Genomic DNA, 20,510 nt, shown 5'->3' on the forward strand with positions numbered 1-20,510 from the left:
TTTAAAAGTTAGTCCGTTGTAATCCGGCGGAGCCATTCGCGCCGGGTGGTCGTACCGTCGGCCGTTATTTCCTGTCCGGCGAGCGAGCTCCAGAGGCGCGCCGTGCGTTCGTCGAGCGGGCGGTCGAGTCCGGCCTCCCATTCGGGGAAGAAACCCCGCAGCGCCAGCCGCTGTACGGCGGTATAATCGGGATCGCCGGGTTTCAGGTCCCGCAGGTAGACCAGTACCGCTCCGTGGCGGAGCAGGTGTTCCTGCAGCGAGTCCACGGTGATTTCGCGGACGTTCCTGCGGCTGTCGATCGTCAGCGCGGCGGCTGTTCCGGCGGCTTCGCCCAGAGCCATCCAGCAAGGCTCCATGCGCAGGGTCGAGAAGCCGACATGGCTGCCCGAGACGGCCACCGGGAAGAGCAGGTTCTCGACGCGCCGGGGAACCATCACGCCGTAAGGAACCGTATAGACCGCCGTGGGATGGCTGAAGAAGCCGTCGAGGTGTACGCGTCCCGGCTCGCGTTTGCACACGGCGTGCGAGTCGAGGGCGTAGTGGCTGGCGGTGATTGAACTGCAGTGGAGCGGCGGACGCTTCCCTTCGGCTTGGGGCAGGGCGTCGTTGGCGGTGAAGAAATGACACCCTTCCAATCGCCGGCCTTCGCGGACGTAGACTTGGCGCGGGAATCCGCCGTTGTCGCGGTATTCGTCGGCGGCGAGACCCCACCGAAGGCAGGCTTCGCGGAAATGCGGCGGCAACGCCTCGTCGTGCTGGGCGAACCACAGCAGTCCCAGCGTATAGTCGCGCAGACGCGCTGCAAACTGGTCGCGCCACGCCCAGCCGGCCGTCGGCCACAGCCAGTTCTCTTCGGGCAGGTCCGTGGAGATGAGCGCGAGATGCTGGTTGTTGGCGTCGGTCTTGGCGTTCGGCAGGCGGGTCATGCTCGTGATCTTGGCCATGCCCCAGACGTCGCCGGGCGCGGCGGTCCGCTCTCCGGATTCGATGCGCCGGCGGTTCCGGGCGATCGCTGCCGAATCCGCCGTGCGGTAACGGGCGTCCGTATTGCGTCCGTCCAACACGTCGCCGACCAGTGAGACATATTCTTCGCGGTTGTAGTTTTCGGGTTTGGGAGTCGCCAGCCGGTTGTCGGGATTGTCCGTCAGGCAAAGCCGGTAGTTGTAGGCTTGGATGGCGTCGTCGCCCTCGTAGGTTGTACCTTCGGCGTCGGGGCCGTGCTTCCACCAGCGGTAGATCTTTCCGGCGCACGGTTCGCCGTATTCGGCGGCTCCCTCGCGTCCGGTCCGGAACGGAACTCCGGCTGCGGCGCCCAGATCGCCTTCGTAGGTGGCGTCGATGAATACCGCGCCGTGGTAGTGCTCCTCGCGGCCCGTCGCACGGTCGAGGATGCGGACCGAGACGATCCGGTCGCCCCGCTTCTCGACCCAACGCGATTCGGCGTCGAACTGGCGGCCGGTCAGCACCGTGATGCGTCCGGGACCGGCTTCGGCGAGCATCCGTCCGAAGGTCTCCGCCGCCACCGACGGCTCGAAATGGTATCCGTCGCTGCAATCGCGCGCCTGTTGCGAATCGGCTCCGTATTTTTCCGTGTAGTAGGCTTTGTTCAGCGCGATGAAGCGCGCGAACAGTCCCGCCGTGGCGCCTCGCGTGGCGATGTCCGTGGCCCCCAGTCCGTTGACCGGGAGTCCGCCGATGTGGGCCGAACGTTCCAGAATGACGCTGCTTTTCCCTTCGCGTGCGGCGGCGATGGCGGCAGCGATCCCCGCGGGGGTTCCGCCTACGATCACCACGTCGTAGGTGTATGTGCGGGCTTGGGTTCCCAAGGCCAGCATGAGGAACAGAATATGCAGCGGGAGTTTCACGGACGCTGGATTTTGACCTTGAATTCCCGGGTGTCGAGGTTGAAGCCCCTCACGACGAGCGCATATTCCGCTTCGGGGAGTTTGTCGAGCGCCGTTTCGATGCGGATTGTCCGGCTTTCGCCCGGCATCAGGCAGAGGAAGTTGTCGGTGTAGAACGAGGGCCGCACGGGCTTGCGCCGCCCGTCGAGCCACTGCACCTGCGTGAAGAAGGCCACGGTCCGCCCGGTGTTTTTCAGCCGGAGGTCGATGTAGTGGCGTTCGCCGTCCACGGAGGTTTCGTACGACGCGGCGACGCGGGTCCGGGCCAGTTCGCCGAGCGACTGGAATCCCGCCGTCGCCGGGCCGGTGAGTGTGTTGGCGCCCTTGTATTCGTTGTCCGAACGCCAGTAGAAGTTGCTGCCAGCCTGCTTGCCGCGTTCGTCGAAGAGTTTCAGCTTGATGAACTGCACTGGGGTCTTCGACGCCGAGAAGTCCAGCGTCAGCACGTCGTTCGCAACTCCGTCCTCCGGAAGGTCCACGACCGCCGACTGTGAATCGATGCGCCGCATGTCGAGGTCGTAGACCTCGGCCGTAACCCGGTAGCCGCGGTATGCGCGGTAGTGGTCGTTGACCACCGACACCGTGTTTTTCAGGTAGTCGAACTGCGGGTGGAGGGGCTCGCAGGCGTTCTGCGCGGCGTAAAGCGCTGCGGTGGGTTCGAGCGACCAGTCCCACATGCGCCCGGCAACCTGACGCACGGCCGAATTGTGGTACCAGTAGAGGAATCCCGACGTGTAGCGGTCGCCGTAGCCGAACTTGTTGTAGTTCCAGACCTCCCAAATGCTTTTATAGTTCATGGCGCCGAGGAACTGCGCCTTTTCGGCGAACTCCTCGATGCTCTGCGAAGGTCCGTATTCGTTGGTCATGTCGGTGTAGAGCGTCGACATGAGGTGGAATCCGTTGCCGTCGGAGTAGTCCCAGACCGCCTTGTTGACGGGCCACAGGTCCTTCTCGTCCATCATTTCGCGCAGGCACTCGACCGTCGGCAGACACGGGGCGCCGTATTCGGGATTGAAGCCGTAGACGCGGCTGCCGCGCGGCGAAGCCTTGTCCTCGTAGTGGCTCATGATGTTGACCTGCTTGTAGGGGCTGCCGTCGTGTACGCCGCCGCATTCCGACTGCATCTGATAGCCGCGCGTGCCGTCGAGCCTTTCGAGCAGCCGTTCCATCTGCGGCATCTCGGTGCTCTCGTTCGACGAGACATAGTAGGCCAGCGAGGGGTGGTTGCGGATACGCTTCACCGTGGAGACCACGTTCGCGTAGTAGACGCCCGGATCGTTGGGGTGGTTGGTGTCGCCCGTCATCCAGAACTCCTGCCAGACGAGGATGCCCAGCGAGTCGCAGAGCTGGAAGAAGTAGTCCGATTCGGTGATGCCGCCGCCCCAGAAACGGATGAGGTTCACGCCCGACTGGGCTGTGTAGCGCAGTTCGGCATGGGTGCGTTCGTCCGATGTGCGGAGCATGGCCTCGGGCAGCCAGTTCGTGCCGCGGATGAAGAGCGGCCGGCCGTTGATGCTGAACGTGCGCGACTTGTCCGGCGTGTCGGTCGTCGAGGCGATCTCCCGGATGCCGAAGCGCGTCGAAATCGAGTCGCTGACCTTACCGTCGAATTCGACCTTCAGCGTCAGGTCGTACAGCTCCTGCGGACCCTTGTTGAGCGGCCACCACAGACGCGGGTTGCGGATCACCAGTTGCGGGAACTCTTCGGGGGTGAAGACGACCTCCTTTACTTCGCCGCGGTAGAGCGACACCTCCTTTTCGAAGCGGATGCCCTCGCCCCGGATTTCGCCGCTCACCCGGGCCTTGCGCCAAGTGTTCTGCGGAATGTAGTCGGGATAGCTCACCTCGACCGAGACGGTCTGGCGTGCCACGTCATAGTTCGGCTTGGAGAGTTCGGATTTCACGAACGGGTGTTCCAGCCGGATGCGTCCGGTGGTGAAAACGGATATGTCGCGCCAGATGCCGGTGTTGCGGTCGCGGATGCCGTCGAGGTAGAAGAAGTCCCACCCGACGGTCATCAACTGGGTGACGTTGCGGCCGATCTCGCCGTTGCCGCCGTTCTGAAATTCGCCGTTGGCGCCGAACGACTTGCCGCCTTTGGGTCTTATCGTGCCCGGCATGTCCACGGGATAGACCTTCACGGCCAGAACGTTCTCCCGGTCGAAGGAGACCTTGTCGGTGATGTCGATCACACGTTGCAGGAACATGCCGGCCGTGCTGCCCACCATGCTGCCGTTGAGCCAGATTTCCGCACGGTAGTTGATGCCGTCGGTTTGCAGCCAGATTTTCCGGCCGCCGCACTCCTTCCGGTCGAGTCGGAATTCCGTCCGGAACCAATAGGTATAGAAATCCCGTCCGACGCGGTAAAGGTCGGGGATGAGGTTCGATTCCAGCTTGTTGTTCAGCCCATAGTAGGGCTCGGGATATACCTCGTTGTAGATCAGTGAATTGAGCACGGTTCCGGGAACCACTGCCGGCAGCCATCCTTCGGTCGGGAGCTTGGCGGAGGAGACCTCCTCGGAGCGGACGCCGACCTCGTCGGCACGTCTCATTTTCCAGACGAATTGTCCCCCGTGCCCGTCCGTCGAAGTCAGGGTGTGGATATACTCGCGCTCTTTCAGTGCGTTCTGCGCCGGTGCGGCGATGGGGATGATGATGAAGAGAAGCAGTAAAGTTCTTACCATTTTTCAGTCGGTTTTAGTTGGCGAAAAATGTTGCTACGCGTTCGGGACTCAGCATTTGCCAAAGCGACGCCACAGTCCATCCCGGTGCGAAGATGTCGTTGTAGAAGCCCTTGCCGTTCTTGCCGTAGTCCCAGGCGGTGTGCTGCACGACCTCGGGGTAGTAGCCCGCGCGGGCGATATCGAACATCGATCCTTCGACGGGCATCAGTTGTAGCATCGAGCTTTTGATCACGGCGCTGATGCGCGCGAAACGGGGTTCGTCGCACGCTTCAGCCAAGAAATCAAGCACGGTCGCAAATTCGAAGATGAAGACGTCGATGTGGTTGTTTTCCACTGATACGTTGCCCCAGCCGCGCGATTTGAAGCCCACGTCGCCGAGCATCTGTCCCTGTGCGAAAGGCACGTCCCAGAGGTAGTACCACGACAGCGCGAAATAGGCCGCCTCGCGGCACAGGGCGATGTAGCGCTGCCGCTCGGCACCCTCGGAAACAAACGTCAGGTAGTACATCGCCGTTGAGGCGTAGAGCGATGCCTCCTTGTCTTCGCAGTTGGCGTCGAGCGTCGAGGAGAAGTAGTCGGCTTTCGAGATCAGGTTCTTTTCGAGGTAGTCGGCCGTATGCCGGGCGCTCTTCCGGTAAGCCGGATTCCCGAAATAGACATGCGCCATCGTCAGCGGCAGGGTGGCCGAAGGGGTGCTGCCGCCCGAGGCGTCCACGATGCTCAGGTTGTCGCGGAATTTGCGGGGGAAACTGCCGTCGGGGTTCTGGAGCGTGAGGAATTTTTCCAGCAGGGTCCGGATGCGGGCCTCCCATTCGGGGTGGCTGCGGCCCCGGCGTTTCTCGTAGGCGAGGTAGTTGAGCAGGGCATAGACGCCTTCCGACTGACGGCGGATGCTGTAAACGTCGGTCTCCCTCCCGCGCTTGAAATCGACCACCTCGCGCAGCAGGCCGCCCGGCGTGAATCCGTATTGCAGGTAGCTGTCGAAGATCGACCGTGCGTTCGCCGCAAGGTCCTCCCGGCCGTTGGCTTCACCGTACTCCAATGCGTTGAAGGCGTTCAGCAGCACGCGGCCCACGAATCCGATCTCGGCGATGCCCGTACTTTCGCAGTCGTCCGTGCGGAGTTCCACGCCGGAGGTGTATTTGAGCGGATAGTCCCCGACATAGCTTTGAGTGAAATACCCGGCCAAGATGGCCTTGGCCTCGTCGGGGGTGCAGCGGGACTCGACGGGCCGGGGCTCGAGCGCGTCGAAGGAGTAGTTCCACACCTCGGCCACGAACGACGAATAGGAAGAGCTGACGCCCTTGCGGATCGTCCATGTCAGACGGCGTGTCTCTCCCTTTTCCAGCTTTTCGAACGCCTGTACGGCCGGCGCGAGGGTCAGTTTGCGGATGTAGGATTTCGGGGCCTCGGAATAGGGGAAGCCGAAGACGAGCGCGGCGTGTGCGTCGGCGTTGCGGAATCCCGTAAAACCCAGCGATGTCCTGCCCGAAAGAATCACCTCCCCGTAGTTGTGGCAGGCAAGCGCTTCGCAATCGGGTCTGTCGGTGCGGAGTACCGTATAGTAAGTTCCCGATTTGTTGTCGTAGATACCCGTTAAGGGTGTGCTCAGACGGTCTTCGCGGACCTGCCAACTGTCGCCGGTATGGAACGAGGGGGCCGATTTGGGTGACCGCAGGTTCTTGTGATACCAGAACCCGGGCATGTAGAAATCGCAGTTTTCGTGGGTGAGGCCGGTGGTGAACAGCGCCTCTACATTATAATATAAGAGATTGTTTGCCGTCAGGGTGAAGACAAGCCTTATTTCGGTGTCCGTTTCGGTTTTTTGCCGCCGGATGGTCAGCGGCAGCGGTCGGTCAGCCTCTAAAATCCCCCCCCCTCGGCGGCTTCGCGGAGGTCATGGGTCACGGCGCGGTTACCCGGGGTTTTCAGCGTGATCCGTTGTGACAGACTGCCCTCCATGGCAGCGGTTTCACCGGCTATCACACAGCATGCAAACAGAATGGAAATGCACTTTTTCATCGGTTACTTTCGGTCCGGCAGTCGTTTGGGGACGCGCCGTTTTAAGTTGGGTGTTTTGGTCAGAACAAAGGTATGAAAGGGAAAACCGGTGCAAGAAAATATAGTCGCTATTAACGCAAAAATTATCTCAATTTTGTGTCATCGCCAAGGGAAATGAATTGGCTCTGTTTCGCAATATGCTGTTTGTTAGTTGTTTATGTAGGAAAGCTCATTTGCCGTGGTGTCTGCGGAATGCTTTTTTGTAATTTAAATTCTATATATTTGTTCTGCTAACCTAAACATCGTATGGGAAAATTTTACCCGCTTGTTTTTGCGCTTTGCTGCGGCGTTTTCCTGAGCCGTGCGCAGTCGATCCATTTCGACCGGCTGGACATCAACGACGGTTTGTCGCAGAATACGGTTACCTCGATCATTCAGGACGACAAAGGCTTCATGTGGTTCGGCACGAAGGACGGTCTGTGCCGCTACGACGGAAAGTCGTTCAAGACTTTCATGCACGATCCCCGCCTCACTACCGGACTGGGGAACAGCCTGATCAAATGCCTTGTTCAGGACCACGACCACAAGATCTGGGTCGGCACGGACTCGGGACTTTATGTTTATGACCCCGTGACGGAGAACTTCTCCGATGTGCCGCTCTACGCCGCCGACGGGAAGCTGGTCACCAAGCCCATTTCGATCCTCGAATGCGACAGGGACGGTCGTGTCTGGATCGTCGTGGAGAACAGTGACATTTTCTGCTGCGACCCGCAGACCCGTGAGGTCGTGAGCCGTTACAAACCGCGGAAACCGCTGCGCAGCTTCGCGGTCGACAAGAACGGGGTCATCTGGTTCGCCGGCTACGGCGGCGGACTTTACTACACCGAAGACCTGTTTCGGAACGTAAAACCGTTCCTCGACGCCGGCGGGCAGGAGATTTACCCCAAGGATATCATCTCTTTCATCTGCCTGAGCGACTACAACGGAATGTATCTCGGGCTGGAGGAACACGGTGTGGTGAAAGTGGACCTCGTCACCGGGACGGTCACCCGGCTGCGGCTGTCGGATAATCCCGATGCGCCGCTGTTCGTGCGGCATATCCTGCCGTATTCGCCCGACGAGCTGTGGATCGGAACCGAGTCGGGCATTGTCGTTTACAACATCCGCACCCGGCGCTACCAGCATCTGAAAAGTTCCCCTTACGACCCCTATTCGCTCTCGGATAACGCCGTTTACTCGCTTTGCAAGGACCGTGAGGGCGGGTTGTGGATCGGTTCTTTTTTCGGGGGCATCAACTACCTGCCTCAGCGGAATTCCGATTTCGAAAAGTACTACCACACCGACGATCCGCACAGCCTCCGGGGGCGTCGCGTGCGGGAAATCTGCCCGGGCAGCGACGGACGGCTCTGGATCGGCACGGAGGACGCCGGGCTTTACACGTTCGATCCCGCGACCCGTTCGTTCGGTTTCTTCGCCCCGAGCCGGGAGTTTACCAACGTCCACGGACTGCTGATGGATGGGGATAACCTCTGGGTGAGCACTTTTTCGAAAGGTATCCGGGTGATCGACACCAAAACGGGCCGCATCCGTAAATACGATAACGACAACAAGCCGGGGCGGCTGTTCAGCAACTACGTCTTCGCGCTCTACAAGACCAACAGCGGACGTATCTATGTGGGAACCATGCACGGACTTCAGTATTATAACCGCGAGACGGACCGTTTTCTGCATGTTCCGGAGATCAACGGCGGCAAGATGGTTCACGACATTCGAGAGGATTCGGACGGGAACCTGTGGGTGGGAACCTCGTCCAACGGCGTCTACCGCTACGATGTCCGCAGCAATGTCTGGATGCAGTTCCTGCACGACGCCGACGATCCGAACTCACTGCCCTATGATAATGTCACGAGCGTTTTCGAGGACAGCAACCGGCAGATATGGCTCACTACCGAAGGCTCGGGCTTCTGCCGTTTCGATCCGGTCCGGAACGCCTTCGTCCGTTACGGGACTTTCGACGGGATGCCCAGCGATGTCGTTTTCCAGATCATCGAGGACGACCAAGGCTGCTTCTGGATCACGACCGACCGGGGGCTGGCAGCGTTCGATCCCCGGGCGGGCCGTGTCCGGCGGGTCTACACCGTGACCGACCGCCTGTTGAGCAACCAGTTCAATTATAAGTCGGGCTACAAGTCTCCGGACGGAACCATCTATTTCGGCTGTATCGAAGGGCTGGTTTCCTTCAATCCCGAGACGCTTCTGGGCCGCAAGACTGATTATGTGCCGCCGATCTACATCACGGATTTCTCGTTGCTCGACGAAAAGATCGTCGTCGGGGCCCGGAACTCTCCGTTGCGCAAGAGCATCATCTATTCGGATTCGATCCGCCTGAAATACAACCAGAACTCTCTGGTGCTGCAGATCGCCGCCCTGAGCTACCGCGAGCAGCAGACCGACCGCCTGCTCTATAAACTCGAGGGCTTCGATGACAAGTGGCGGCAGTACACGCCCGGGAACGCCACGATCACCTATTCGAAAATCCCCTATGGTAAATACAGCTTCCGGGTGCGGCTCCCGGCCGGTTCCGGCGATGCGGATGCGGGAATCGAGAAGCGGCTTTTCATTGAGGTTTCGCCGCCGTTCTATCTCTCCGTGGCGGCCTATGTCGTCTACGGGCTGCTCGCGCTGGGTGTGTTCGTGCTGGTCGGGCTTTACCACACCCGCCGCAACGTCCGTCGTCAGCAGCAGCACATACAGGCTTTCGAGCGCGAAAAGGAGCGGGAGCTTTACAACGCCAAGATCAGCTTTTTCACCAATATCGCGCATGAGATCCGTACGCCGCTGACGCTGATCAAAGGACCTTTGGAGAACATCCTCGCCAAGCAGTCGATGGACCGGGACATGGCCGAGGATTTGATCGTCATGGATCGCAATACCAACCGTCTGCTCGACCTTACGAACCAGTTGCTGGATTTCCAGAAGATCGAGAAGGAGCATTTGTCGCTCAACCTGACCCGGCAGAACGTCTCGGACCTCGTCGAAGAGACTTTCTACCGGTTCAGCTCTTCGGCCAAGCAGCAGCACAAAACCTTTGAACTGGATCTGGGCGGTGTGGAGGCCTATGCGCAGATCGACCGCGAAGCCTTCACCAAGATTCTGAGCAACCTGCTGAACAATGCCTTGAAATATTCGGAAACGATGATCCGCGTCGAACTGGCGATGCTGGACAACGCCTTCCGGATCACGGTGACCAACGACGGCGAGGTCGTGCCTCCGGAGATGCGTGAGGCTATCTTCGCCCCGTTTTTCCGCCATGCCCGCAAGGACGAATCGACGGGAACGGGCATCGGACTGGCGTTGTCGCGTTCGCTGGCCGAACTGCACCACGGTACGTTGGCGATGGGCGCCGATAGGGAACTGAATGTGTTCGTGCTGACACTCCCGCTCAGCAGACAGGCGGCGGAGTGTGCCGGGGAGGTTGTTTCGGAGGAGGATTCCGAGAGCGTTATCGACGAGCGGGGCGATTTCGGTTGGGAGGCTTACAGCGTTCTGGTCGTCGAGGACAATCCCGAGATGTGCGCCTTCATCAGGCGGCAGTTGTCGGAAAGCTATTCGGTGTTCACGGCCGAGAACGGCGTCGAGGCGCTGGAACTGCTGGAAAAGAATTTCATCAACCTGATTATCAGTGATATCATGATGCCAAGGATGGACGGTATCGAACTTTGCCGGCGGGTTAAGAACGATCTGCGTTACAGTCACATACCCCTGATTCTGCTGTCGGCGAAGACGAACCTCCATTCGAAAATATCGGGCATGGATGCCGGGGCCGACGCTTATGTCGAGAAACCTTTTTCATCGAATTATCTGCTGTCGGTGATTGCCAGCCTGATCAAGAACCGGCAGAAATTGAGCGAGGCTTTCTCGAAAAATCCCCTCGTGCTGGCCAATACCATGGCGACCTCCTCGGCGGATACGGATTTTATCGTCCGGCTTCAGGAGATCATTCACGCCAACCTCAGCGACCCCGAGTTCAAGATCAACGATATCGCCGAGATGGTACACATGAGCCGGGCGAGTTTCTACCGCAAGATCAAGGGCGTGCTGGATATGACTCCGAATGACTACCTGCGGCTCGAACGGCTGAAAACCGCGGCCCGGCTGCTCAGGGACAAGCGTTACCACATCAACGAAGTCTGTTACATGGTCGGGTTCAACTCCACGTCCTATTTTGCAAAGTGTTTCCAGAAGCAGTTCGGCGTACTTCCGAAGAAATTTGCGACCGATGCGACCGAGTGACGGGGCGGTGGTCCGGAGCCCAGAAGAGAGGGACCGGGACCGGTCTGACCCGGAGCAATTCAATCCCGATGTCGTATCCGTCGCCGGGCATGGTGTCACCGGCGATTCCTGCGGGTTGTTGGTCAGGATGAAGAACGATAACGACCGAAAAAAACGGTTAATAAACCGAAACGGATGCGGGAAAAATCGCAAAGTTTCATTATCTTTGTAATTCACCCCTGTAAAAAAGGAGGAGTTATGGAAAAGCAGTTTTGTTTCGACTATGAACACTATGCGGCGCTCGCGGAGCTTCCCGAAGCCGACCGCCGGCTGGTCGCCGAGGCCGGACGCGCCACGGCCAATGCGCATGCGCCCTACTCGAAGTTCCATGTAGGAGCTGCCGCGCGGCTGCGCAGCGGAAAGATTCTCTACGGCAGCAATTTCGAAAGCGAAGTCTATCCCGCGGGCCTCTGCGCCGAGCGGACGCTGCTGTTTTACGCTCAGGCCAACTACGCCGACGATCCGATCGAGACGCTGGCCATCGCCTCGGATCCCTCGGAGCGCGAGTGTTATCCCTGCGGCCAGTGCCGGCAGGTGATGGTCGACGTCGAACGCCGTCAGGGCTCGCCGATGCGGGTCATCATGAGCGGCCACGGCACGGCGACGGTGCTCGATTCGGCTTCGCGGCTGCTGCCATTCACCTTTATCCTGTAATACCTGCGATGTTCACTCCCGACGATATACTCTACGAGGACAATCACCTGCTGATCGTCAACAAACACTGCGGCGATCTGGTGCAGCCCGATCCTTCGGGCGAAAGCGCTTTGGAGGACCAGATCAAGGCCTTCATCAAAGGGCGCGACGCGAAACCCGGCGAGGTGTTCCTCGGCGTGGTGCACCGCATCGACCGTCCGGTGAGCGGTGTCGTGCTTTTCGCCAAGACGTCGAAGGCGCTGGTTCGCCTGAACGAGATGATCCGCGAAGGCCGTATCCATAAGGTCTACTGGGCGCTGACCGAAGCCACGCCCGATCCCGAGAGCGGCGAGTTGTGCCACTATATCCTGCGCGACGGCAAGACCAACCGTTCGCGGGCTTACGACGCTCCGAAGGGCGATGCCAAGCAGGCGCGCCTGCGCTATGCGACGCTCGGGGCGGGCACGAACTATACGCTCGTGGAGGTCGAACTGCTGACGGGCCGCCACCACCAGATTCGGGCCCAGCTCTCGAAGATCGGGTGTCCGATCCGCGGCGATCTGAAATACGGCGCCCGGCGCTCTCTGCCCGGGGGCGGCATTTCGCTCCATTCGCGCCGTGTCGAATTCGAACATCCCGTGCGGCGTGAGCCCGTTTCGGTCATGGCTCCCGTGCCTGCGGGCGACAACCTGTGGGCCTATTTCGAAAACCTGTAACCCCGCCTTGTGGTATGCGACTGCTGATCCAGCGTGTGAAACACGCATCCGTCACCATCGACGGCGAAGTCCGCTCCCGGATCGGCGCCGGACTGCTGGCACTGGTCGGCGTCGGGAACGACGACGGCGCGGAGGACATCGAGTACCTCGCGGGGAAACTGACGCGGCTGCGCATCTTCGACGACGAGGCCGGGGTGATGAACCTCGATGTCGTGCAGACCGGCGGCGAAGTGCTGGTCGTGAGCCAGTTCACGCTTCAGGCCTCTACACGCAAAGGTAACCGCCCGAGTTATATTCATGCGGCTCCCGAAGCCGTTTCACGGCCCCTCTACGAGCAGTTTGCGGCCCGTGTCGCGGAGCTGCTGGGGCGGGAGGTCGCCACGGGCGAATTCGGGGCCGACATGCAGGTCGGGCTGGTCAACGACGGCCCGGTGACGATCTGGATGGATTCGAAACACAAAGAATAAACGCGATGCTGATGAAAAAGATTTTTGCGCTTCTGATTGCGGCCCTTTCCGTGGCCTTTGTCGCCTGCGGGGATGAAAAGACGGATAACGGGAACGACTGGTTCCTCGCGCCCGAATCCTCGGTCGACGGCACGACGGTCTCCCTGACCTGCCTCACGCGCTTCGGCGACGGGGTGTTGGAGGGACTCGGCGCGGGATTTTCCTGCGCGGCGCTGACCGACGCGGGGCTCGACGAGTTCGTCGACTATACGGATGTCACGGTCGACGGCAACCGTCTGTCGGCCCGGGTGAGCGGCCTTCAGCCCGAGACGACCTACGTTTTCTATGCCTATGCCGAACTGCCGATGGGGCGCACTCGAAGCGTCTCGGCCGCATTCGAGACCGGCAAAGGCGGTGATGATCCCGGTCCGGGGCCCGACCCTGATCCCGATCCCGATTCCGGACTGACCAAATATACGGGATGGGCGGAATTGCCTGCCGTTCAGGATCGTCCCGACGACTATTACTATGCGGCCCACTACTGCAACGGTGCGCCGGGCGGCCGCAATTATTCGGTCTGTTACAGCAAGGATATGCGCGGTCCGATTTGGGTGGCCTATCCGATGCACGAGAGCTATACGAAGGGTACTGCCGGCGGACAGAATCAGGATTGGAAATTCGATCCTGCCATTCCTGCTTTTGTTCAGCCCGATCTGAGTTCCTCGTATAAGGCCAGCGGCGACGGCAGTTTCTCGCGCGGCCATATGCTTGCGTCGAATGACCGGCAGTCGGACAAGGCGACCAATAAACAGACTTTTTACTATACGAATATGTCGCCGCAAATTCAGAACGGATTCAATGGCGGTATTTGGGCGACGTTCGAAAAGAAGTGTCATAACATGATTTGTTCCGACACGCTCTATATGGTGACGGGGGCCTATTTCGCCAATGAAAATACGACTTGCAAGGATAATTCCAATCCGCAGAAGACGGTCATCGTGCCGACGCATTTCTATAAGGTGCTGATTCGTTCGAAGAGCGGTAATACGGGCAGGCCGCTCTGGGAGCTTTCGGCTGATGAAATTGAATGTGCGGGTTATTGGTTCGAGCATAAGGCCTATTCGGGCGCAAGTCCGTCGCAGTTCATCAAGTCGGTGGCGTGGATCGAGGAGAAGACGAAGCTGTCGTTCTTTACCAACGTTCCCAATGCGCCGAAGGAGAAACTCGACGCCGCTTTCTGGAATAAGATATAGCGATGATCTATCCTTGGGGCGACGGGCGGCGGTTCAACTCCTATGCGGGTTATTTTCGCCGGATGTTCGGCGGCCGGGTTCAGAAACTCTCGGTCGATGCGGGTTTTACCTGCCCCAATCGCGACGGCACTGTTGGAAAAGGAGGGTGTACGTTCTGTGACAACGGGGCGTTTACACCCTCTTACTGCACCCCTGCGAAGAGCATCCGGCAGCAGATCGACGAGGGCATCGAGTTCCACCGCAACCGCTACCGTACGGCCCGGCAATATCTGGTCTATTTCCAGTCGTTTTCCAACACCTATGCCCCGCTGGAGCGTCTGAAAGAGCTTTACGGCGAGGCGCTGGCGCATCCCGAAGTGGCAGGCATCGTCGTCGGCACGCGCCCCGACTGCGTGGACGAGGCGAAACTCGACTGGTTCGCCGAATTGGCCCGCGACCGCTATGTGGCCCTCGAATACGGCATCGAATCCACCTGCGACGCCTCATTGCGGGCCGTCAACCGCGGCCACGATTTCGCCTGCGCCCGCCGGGCCGTGGAGATGACCGCCGAGCGGGGGCTGCCCGTCGGGGCGCACTTCATACTGGGGCTTCCGGGCGAGACCGACGAGATGCTGCTGGCGCAGACCGCGCGGATCAACGCCCTGCCGCTCACGACCGTGAAGTTCCACCAACTGCAGGTCTTCCGCTCGACGCCGATGGCCGCCGAGTACGACGCCGATCCCGGGCGTTTCCGCTTCTGGGAGCCCGACGAGTACATCGACCTGTTCGTCGAAATCCTCCGCCGCCTGCGTCCGGATCTGGTCGTCGAACGCTTCGCCTCGGAGGCGCCTCCGCGCTACCATTACGGCCGCAACTGGGGGCTGATACGCAACGAGCAACTGCTCGCCCGGCTTGAGAAAAGATTGGAGGAACGCAATGTCTATCAAGGCGAATTTTTTACTATCTTCGCCGAAAATAACTTTGAATAAAAAACCATCGCTATGAAATCCATTTCCCCGGATATCGTGCTGAAGCCTGTCAAGGAGTATATTCTGATGGCCGTCGGCATGTTGATGTACTCTTTCGGCTGGATCGGCTGTATCCTTCCGGCCGGCGGTGTAGGCGGCGGCGCGGCAGGTCTGTCGCTCGTGCTGTGCAAGGCCCTTTCGGCGGCGGGGATCGACCTGCAGATCGGTACGATGGTCTTCATCATCAATGCCGTCCTGCTGCTCGTGGCCGGTTTCATCGTGGGGTGGAATTTCGGCCTCAAGACCATCTTCTGCGTGGTGGTCATTTCTCTGGGCATGAACTTTTGGCAGGAGGCGCTTCCCGAAGGCAATTTCCTCGGCATCGAGCCGCTTCTGGCGGTCGTGCTGGGCGGTATTCTGGCCGGTGCCGGCATCGCGCTGTGTTTCACGCAGGGCGGTTCGACGGGCGGCACGGACATCGTGGCGATGGTTATCAACAAGTACCGCACGGTCAGCTATGGCAAGATACTCATCTACTCCGATTTCGTCATCATCGGCTCTTCGCTGCTCGTGGGCATGGGCATCAGCGCCGTGATCTACGGCTATGTGATGACGGCTGTCGTGGGCTATACGGTCGATTTGATCATGGCGGGCAACCAGCAGTCGAGTCAGGTTTTCATCGTCACGCACGACTACGAAAAGATGGCCCAAGCGATTGTTGACAACATACACCGCGGGGTCACGCTCATCGACTCGCAGGGATGGTATTCGAAGGAGCGTTCGAAGATCGTCATGGTCGTCTGCCGCAAGCGCGAGACGGCGATGATCCTGAAATTCGTCAAGACCATCGATCCCGACGCCTTTATGACCGTCGGTTCGGTCATGGGCGTCTACGGCAAGGGATTTCAGGCGATAGGGAAGGGCTGATGCTCCGCTATGCCGACATAGTCCTGCCGCTGGCGCAGCCGGCCTATACGTTCGCCGTGCCCGAGGGGACGGAGGTCGTGGCCGGGCAGGCTGTGGCGGTGCAGTTCGGCCCCCGCAAATTCTATACGGGTATCGTGTGGCGGGTCCACGACCGGAAGCCCGATTTCAAACGCATCAAATCCATCCACCGCGTCCTCTACGACGCCCCGTTGCTCTCGGCGCAGCAGATGTCGCTCTGGGAGTGGATCGCCGCGTACTACATGTGCTCGGTGGGCGAGGTGATGCGCGTGGCGCTGCCGGCGCTGATGAAGCCCTCGGGCGACACGGAGGAGGAGTTCTCCGACGACGAATTCCGGCCCCGGACGGAGTGTTATGTGGCGCTGGCCCCGGAACTGCACGGTGAGGCGGCGTTCCACGAGGCGTGCGAGAAGCTCGAGCGGCGCGCCCCGAGACAGTACGAAGCGCTGCTGGAATTGGCCGCGGCCGGCGACGAAACGCGCATCTCGACGGGCGAGGTGGCCCGCCGCCTGCTCCGGGCCGACTACGCCGTGCTGCATGCCCTTGAACGCAAGAAACTGATCGTCTGCACGGAGCGCGAACGCACCGTCGAGCGCGGCGGCTCGGCCTTCCGCCTGCCGGAGCTCACCGCCCACCAGCAGACGGCGCTCGATGCGCTGCGCGGGGAGTTTGCCGCCGGGAAAACCACGGCCCTGCTGCAAGGGATCACCGGCTCGGGCAAGACCGAAATCTATATCCACCTGATCGCCGAGGTGCTGGCACGGGGCGGCGACGTGTTGCTGCTGGTTCCCGAGATCGCCCTCACGGCCCAGCTCATCGCGCGTATGGAGCGCATTTTCGGCAGCCGCGTCACACCCTACCATTCGAAACTCACCAACCGCCGCCGCATGGAGACCTACCTGCGGCTGAACCGCTCCGAAGGGGGCGAGTTCGTCGTCGGGGTCCGCTCGTCGATCTTCCTGCCGCTGAAACGGCTGCAACTGGTCATCGTCGACGAGGAGCACGACGCCAGTTATAAGCAGACCGAGCCTGCGCCGCGCTACAATGCCCGCGACTGCGCCGTGGTGATGGCCCGTTTGGTAGGGGGCCGCACGCTGCTGGGCAGCGCCACGCCGTCGCTCGAAACGTGGCTCAACGCCGCGTCGGGCAAGTACGGCCGGGCGGAACTCACGGAGCGTTACGGCGATGCCCGGCCGCCCGAGATCCTCGTGTCCGACACCCTGCGGGCCGCCAAGCGCGGCGAGCGCAAGGCCCATTTCAACAAACTCCTGCTGGACAAGATCGGCGAAGCCCTCGACCGGGGCGAACAGGTGATGCTGTTCCAGAACCGCCGCGGCTTCTCGCCCTATGTCGAGTGCTCCGAATGCGGCTGGACGGCCCGCTGTCCCCACTGCAATGTCACGCTGACCTACCACAAGAACGGGCAGAAGCTCGTCTGCCACTACTGCGGCTATACGGCTCCGGTTCCGGCGAAATGCCCCTCGTGCAAGGTCTCGGATGTGATCCCGATGGGCTTCGGTACCGAAAAAGTCGAAGAAGAGATTGCCAAAATCTTCCCTGAAGCGCGTATCGCGCGGTTGGACCGCGACAGCGTGACCTCCGAAAAGGCCTTCAACGCCATCATCGCCGATTTCGAAGCCCGCAAGACCGACATTCTGGTCGGCACGCAGATGATTACCAAGGGGTTCGACTTCGGGGGCGTTTCGCTGGTGGGTATCCTCAATGCCGATAATTTGCTGAACAATCCCGATTTCCGGGCCGCCGAGCGGGCCTTCCAGTTGATGATGCAGGTGGCGGGCCGTGCCGGACGCCGCTCGGAAGGGGGCGAGGTGGTGGTTCAGACCTCCGAGCCGGGGCACCCCGTCATCCGGCAGGTCGTGGCGGGCGATTTCGAGACCATGGCCCGTGCCCAGCTCGCTGAACGCGAAGCCTTTTTCTATCCGCCCTATGCGCGGGTCACGTCGCTTATGCTGCGCCACCGCGACCCCGCGCTATTGCGGCAGGGAGTCATGGAGCTGGCCGCGTGCCTGCGGGTCCGCTTCGGCCGCCGCGTACTGGGGCCCATGACTCCGCCCGTCGACCGCATCCGCGGCGAATACCTCGCGGGGCTGCTTCTGAAGATAGAGAGCGGCGCTTCGTCGGCCCGCGCCCGTGAACTGCTCGCCGCCGAGCTGAAAACTTTCTCCGAAAATCCGGCTTTCAAGGCCGTTACCGTCGTCGTCAATGTCGATCCTCAGTGATCTCGCGCACGATGTCGCGTCGCTGCTGTTTCCGGCCCGCTGTGCGGTCTGCGGGGAGCCGCTTGCGCGCGGTGAACGGACGGTCTGCACCTTCTGCCGCGCCACGGCGCCCCTGACCGGATATTGGAACGAGGCCGACAACCCCGTCGCCCGCAAATGCTGGGGGCTGGTGCCCGTCGAGCGGGCCTCGGGGTTCCTCTTCTTCGTCCATGCAAGCGGCTGGCGGAGGTTGATTCACGGCTTCAAATACCACGGTGCGTGGCGCACGGCCCGGGAGATGGGCGCGTGGTACGGGCGGCACCTCCGGGAGAGCGGGCTTTACGACGATGTGGATGTCGTTGTCCCGATGCCCCTGCATCCTTTCCGGCGGTGCCGGAGGGGTTACAACCAGTCGGAATATCTCGCCGAAGGGATCGCCTCGCAACTGGGCGTCGGGGTCGACCGCCGCAGTGTCCGCCGCAGGCGCAATACGCCCAGTCAGGCTCTCCAGTCCCACCGCGACCGGGCCCGCAATGTCGAGGGAGCCTTTGCGGTCCGCCACCCCGAGCGGCTCGCCGGGCGGCATGTGCTGCTGGTCGACGACGTGATGACCACGGGCAACACGCTCCTCGCGTGCGCCGCCGAAATCCTCCGCGCCGCACCCGGCTGCCGCGTCAGCATCGCCGTCTTCGCCGTCTCGCGCCGTGAAATGGGCGTGAAGGAGTAAATGCCCCGTCGGCGGCCGCCTGCCGGGGCCCCGTGTTATTAACACGGGTTTGTCGAAAAACTCTTGCCGGGCGGTTTTGATATGTCCGGCCGAATCGCTACTTTTGACCTTTGAAAGAATCCGATAAAAATTCATGGCGAAAGATTTTACCCCCTCCTCCCGCAACCGGGAGGCATTCGAAGCGATGACCGACACCGTCGGCAACGTACCCCCGCAGGCGATCGAACTGGAGGAGGCCGTACTCGGCGCGCTGATGCTCGAGAAGGACAGCATCATCTCCGTGCAGGAGTATGTGACCCCCGAGGCGTTCTACACCGAGGAACACCGGCTGATCTACAAGGCGATCAACGAACTGTCGATGGAGCTCAAACCCATCGACCTCTACACCGTGACCGAGCGGCTGAAGGTCAAGAAGGAGCTCAAGAAGGTGGGCGGCGCCTCGTACCTCGCGCAGTTGACCCAGAAGGTCGGTTCGGCGGCCAACGTCGAGTTTCACGCCAAGATCATCGCCCAGAAATACGTCCAGCGGGAGCTGATCCGCTCGGCGACGGAGATCCAGAAACGGTCCTACGACGAATCGACCGATGTCACGGAGTTGATCGGCTATGCCGAAGGCGAGATCTTCAAGGTCGCCGAAGGACACGTCAAGCGTTCGGTGCAGTCGTCGAAAGACATTCTGGCCCGTGCGCTGATGCAGATCGAGGAGGCGTCGAAGAACACCAGCGCCTTCAGCGGCGTGCCGTCGGGTTTCATGGCTCTGGACCGCGTGACGCTGGGCTGGCAGTTGTCCGACCTCATCATCGTCGCCGCACGTCCCTCGATGGGTAAGACGGCCTTCGTGCTCTCGATGGCCCGCAACATGGCCGTCGACCACGAACAGGGCGTGGCGTTCTTCTCGCTCGAGATGTCCTCCGTGCAGTTGATGATGCGTCTGATCATTGCCGAGACGGGTCTTTCGGGCAACGATGTCAAGTCGGGCCGCCTGACGCCCGAGCAGTGGCGTCACCTCGAGTCGGCGACCAAGCCGTTGGGACAGGCGCCGCTCTTCATCGACGACACCCCGGCTCTTTCGGTCTTTGAATTCCGTTCGAAAGCCCGCCGGCTGAAGATACACAACGACATCAAAATCATCATCATCGACTACCTCCAGTTGATGACCGGCAACCAGGATACGAAAGGCAACCGCGAGCAGGAGGTGGCCTTCATCTCGCGTACCCTGAAGGCCATCGCCAAGGAGCTGAACGTGCCGGTGATCGCCCTTTCACAGCTGAGCCGTGCCACGGAGATGCGCGGCGGCTCGAAGCGTCCCCAGCTTTCGGACCTCCGCGAGTCGGGCGCCATCGAGCAGGACGCCGACATCGTGGCTTTCATCCACCGTCCGGAGTATTACGGCATCAATCAGGACGAGAACGGCATGCCCACGGCGGGTATGGCCGAGATCATCCTCGCCAAGCACCGTAACGGCGCCGTGTGCGATGTGAACCTGCGCTTCCTCAAGGAGCAGGCGCGTTTCGCCGACATGGAGGATTCGATGCTTCCGCCCGCACAGGCGTCGGACAGCCAGCAGGCCTACGACGACTATGCCAGCGGTTCGAACGGCATTTCTGCTCCCGCCTCGGGACTGGGTGCGGCGATGGGCGGCGAGTTCGACGTCAACCGTTCGGCGAATCTCAACGACGAGGCACCTTTTTAAAGACCGGCGA

At 60.8% G+C, this 20,510-nt stretch carries 12 protein-coding genes and 1 pseudogene; 10 read left to right on the forward strand and 3 right to left on the reverse strand.

Features of this window, described 5'->3' with window-relative positions:
* Nucleotides 1-8: 8 nt before the first annotated feature.
* The 3 genes and pseudogenes from BN5935_RS05545 to BN5935_RS05555 form a co-directional block, all read right to left on the reverse strand.
* Nucleotides 9-1,865, reverse strand: coding sequence for an FAD-dependent oxidoreductase (locus BN5935_RS05545; RefSeq protein WP_147625776.1), 1,857 nt, complete (start codon nt 1,863-1,865; stop codon nt 9-11).
* Nucleotides 1,862-4,588: a glycoside hydrolase family 2 protein gene (locus tag BN5935_RS05550; protein WP_064975242.1), complete on the reverse strand. Its 2,727-nt coding sequence runs from the start codon at nt 4,586-4,588 to the stop codon at nt 1,862-1,864. The genes BN5935_RS05545 and BN5935_RS05550 overlap by 4 nt, the downstream gene beginning before the upstream one ends.
* Before the next feature lie 13 nt (nt 4,589-4,601).
* Nucleotides 4,602-6,610 (reverse strand): annotated as a pseudogene (locus BN5935_RS05555) (hypothetical protein).
* 285 nt (nt 6,611-6,895) lie between these two features.
* Here BN5935_RS05555 and BN5935_RS05560 point away from each other — a divergent pair.
* From BN5935_RS05560 to dnaB, 10 genes are all read left to right on the forward strand, one after another.
* Complete coding sequence (locus tag BN5935_RS05560) at nt 6,896-10,882, forward strand: hybrid sensor histidine kinase/response regulator transcription factor (RefSeq protein ID WP_064975243.1); 3,987 nt, start codon at nt 6,896-6,898, stop codon at nt 10,880-10,882.
* 237 nt (nt 10,883-11,119) lie between these two features.
* Nucleotides 11,120-11,575, forward strand: coding sequence for a cytidine deaminase (locus BN5935_RS05565; protein ID WP_064975244.1), 456 nt, complete (start codon nt 11,120-11,122; stop codon nt 11,573-11,575).
* 8 nt (nt 11,576-11,583) lie between these two features.
* Nucleotides 11,584-12,270 carry an RluA family pseudouridine synthase gene (locus BN5935_RS05570; protein WP_064975245.1) on the forward strand — a complete coding sequence of 229 codons (687 nt, stop codon included), beginning with the start codon at nt 11,584-11,586 and terminating at the stop codon, nt 12,268-12,270.
* Between the two features lie 14 nt (nt 12,271-12,284).
* Nucleotides 12,285-12,737, forward strand: a complete 453-nt coding sequence (gene dtd / locus BN5935_RS05575; RefSeq protein ID WP_064975246.1) for a D-aminoacyl-tRNA deacylase — start codon at nt 12,285-12,287, stop codon at nt 12,735-12,737.
* Between the two features lie 11 nt (nt 12,738-12,748).
* Entirely contained in the window at nt 12,749-13,969 is a 1,221-nt protein-coding gene (locus tag BN5935_RS05580; RefSeq protein WP_235821029.1) for a DNA/RNA non-specific endonuclease, read from the forward strand.
* 2 nt (nt 13,970-13,971) lie between these two features.
* Nucleotides 13,972-14,937: a tRNA modification radical SAM protein MnmL/YtqA gene (locus BN5935_RS05585; protein WP_064975248.1), complete on the forward strand. Its 966-nt coding sequence runs from the start codon at nt 13,972-13,974 to the stop codon at nt 14,935-14,937.
* A gap of 12 nt (nt 14,938-14,949) precedes the next feature.
* Entirely contained in the window at nt 14,950-15,843 is an 894-nt protein-coding gene (locus BN5935_RS05590; RefSeq protein WP_064975249.1) for a YitT family protein, read from the forward strand.
* Entirely contained in the window at nt 15,843-18,101 is a 2,259-nt protein-coding gene (priA, locus tag BN5935_RS05595; protein WP_064975250.1) for a replication restart helicase PriA, read from the forward strand. Before BN5935_RS05590 ends, priA begins: the two co-directional genes overlap by 1 nt.
* Nucleotides 18,085-18,807 carry a ComF family protein gene (locus tag BN5935_RS05600; protein ID WP_064975251.1) on the forward strand — a complete coding sequence of 241 codons (723 nt, stop codon included), beginning with the start codon at nt 18,085-18,087 and terminating at the stop codon, nt 18,805-18,807. The genes priA and BN5935_RS05600 overlap by 17 nt, the downstream gene beginning before the upstream one ends.
* 133 nt (nt 18,808-18,940) lie before the next feature.
* Entirely contained in the window at nt 18,941-20,500 is a 1,560-nt protein-coding gene (gene dnaB, locus BN5935_RS05605; protein ID WP_064975252.1) for a replicative DNA helicase, read from the forward strand.
* The last annotated feature ends 10 nt before the right edge of the window (nt 20,501-20,510 follow it).

It is taken from the genome of Alistipes provencensis, from assembly GCF_900083545.1.
Classification (GTDB): domain Bacteria; phylum Bacteroidota; class Bacteroidia; order Bacteroidales; family Rikenellaceae; genus Alistipes; species Alistipes provencensis.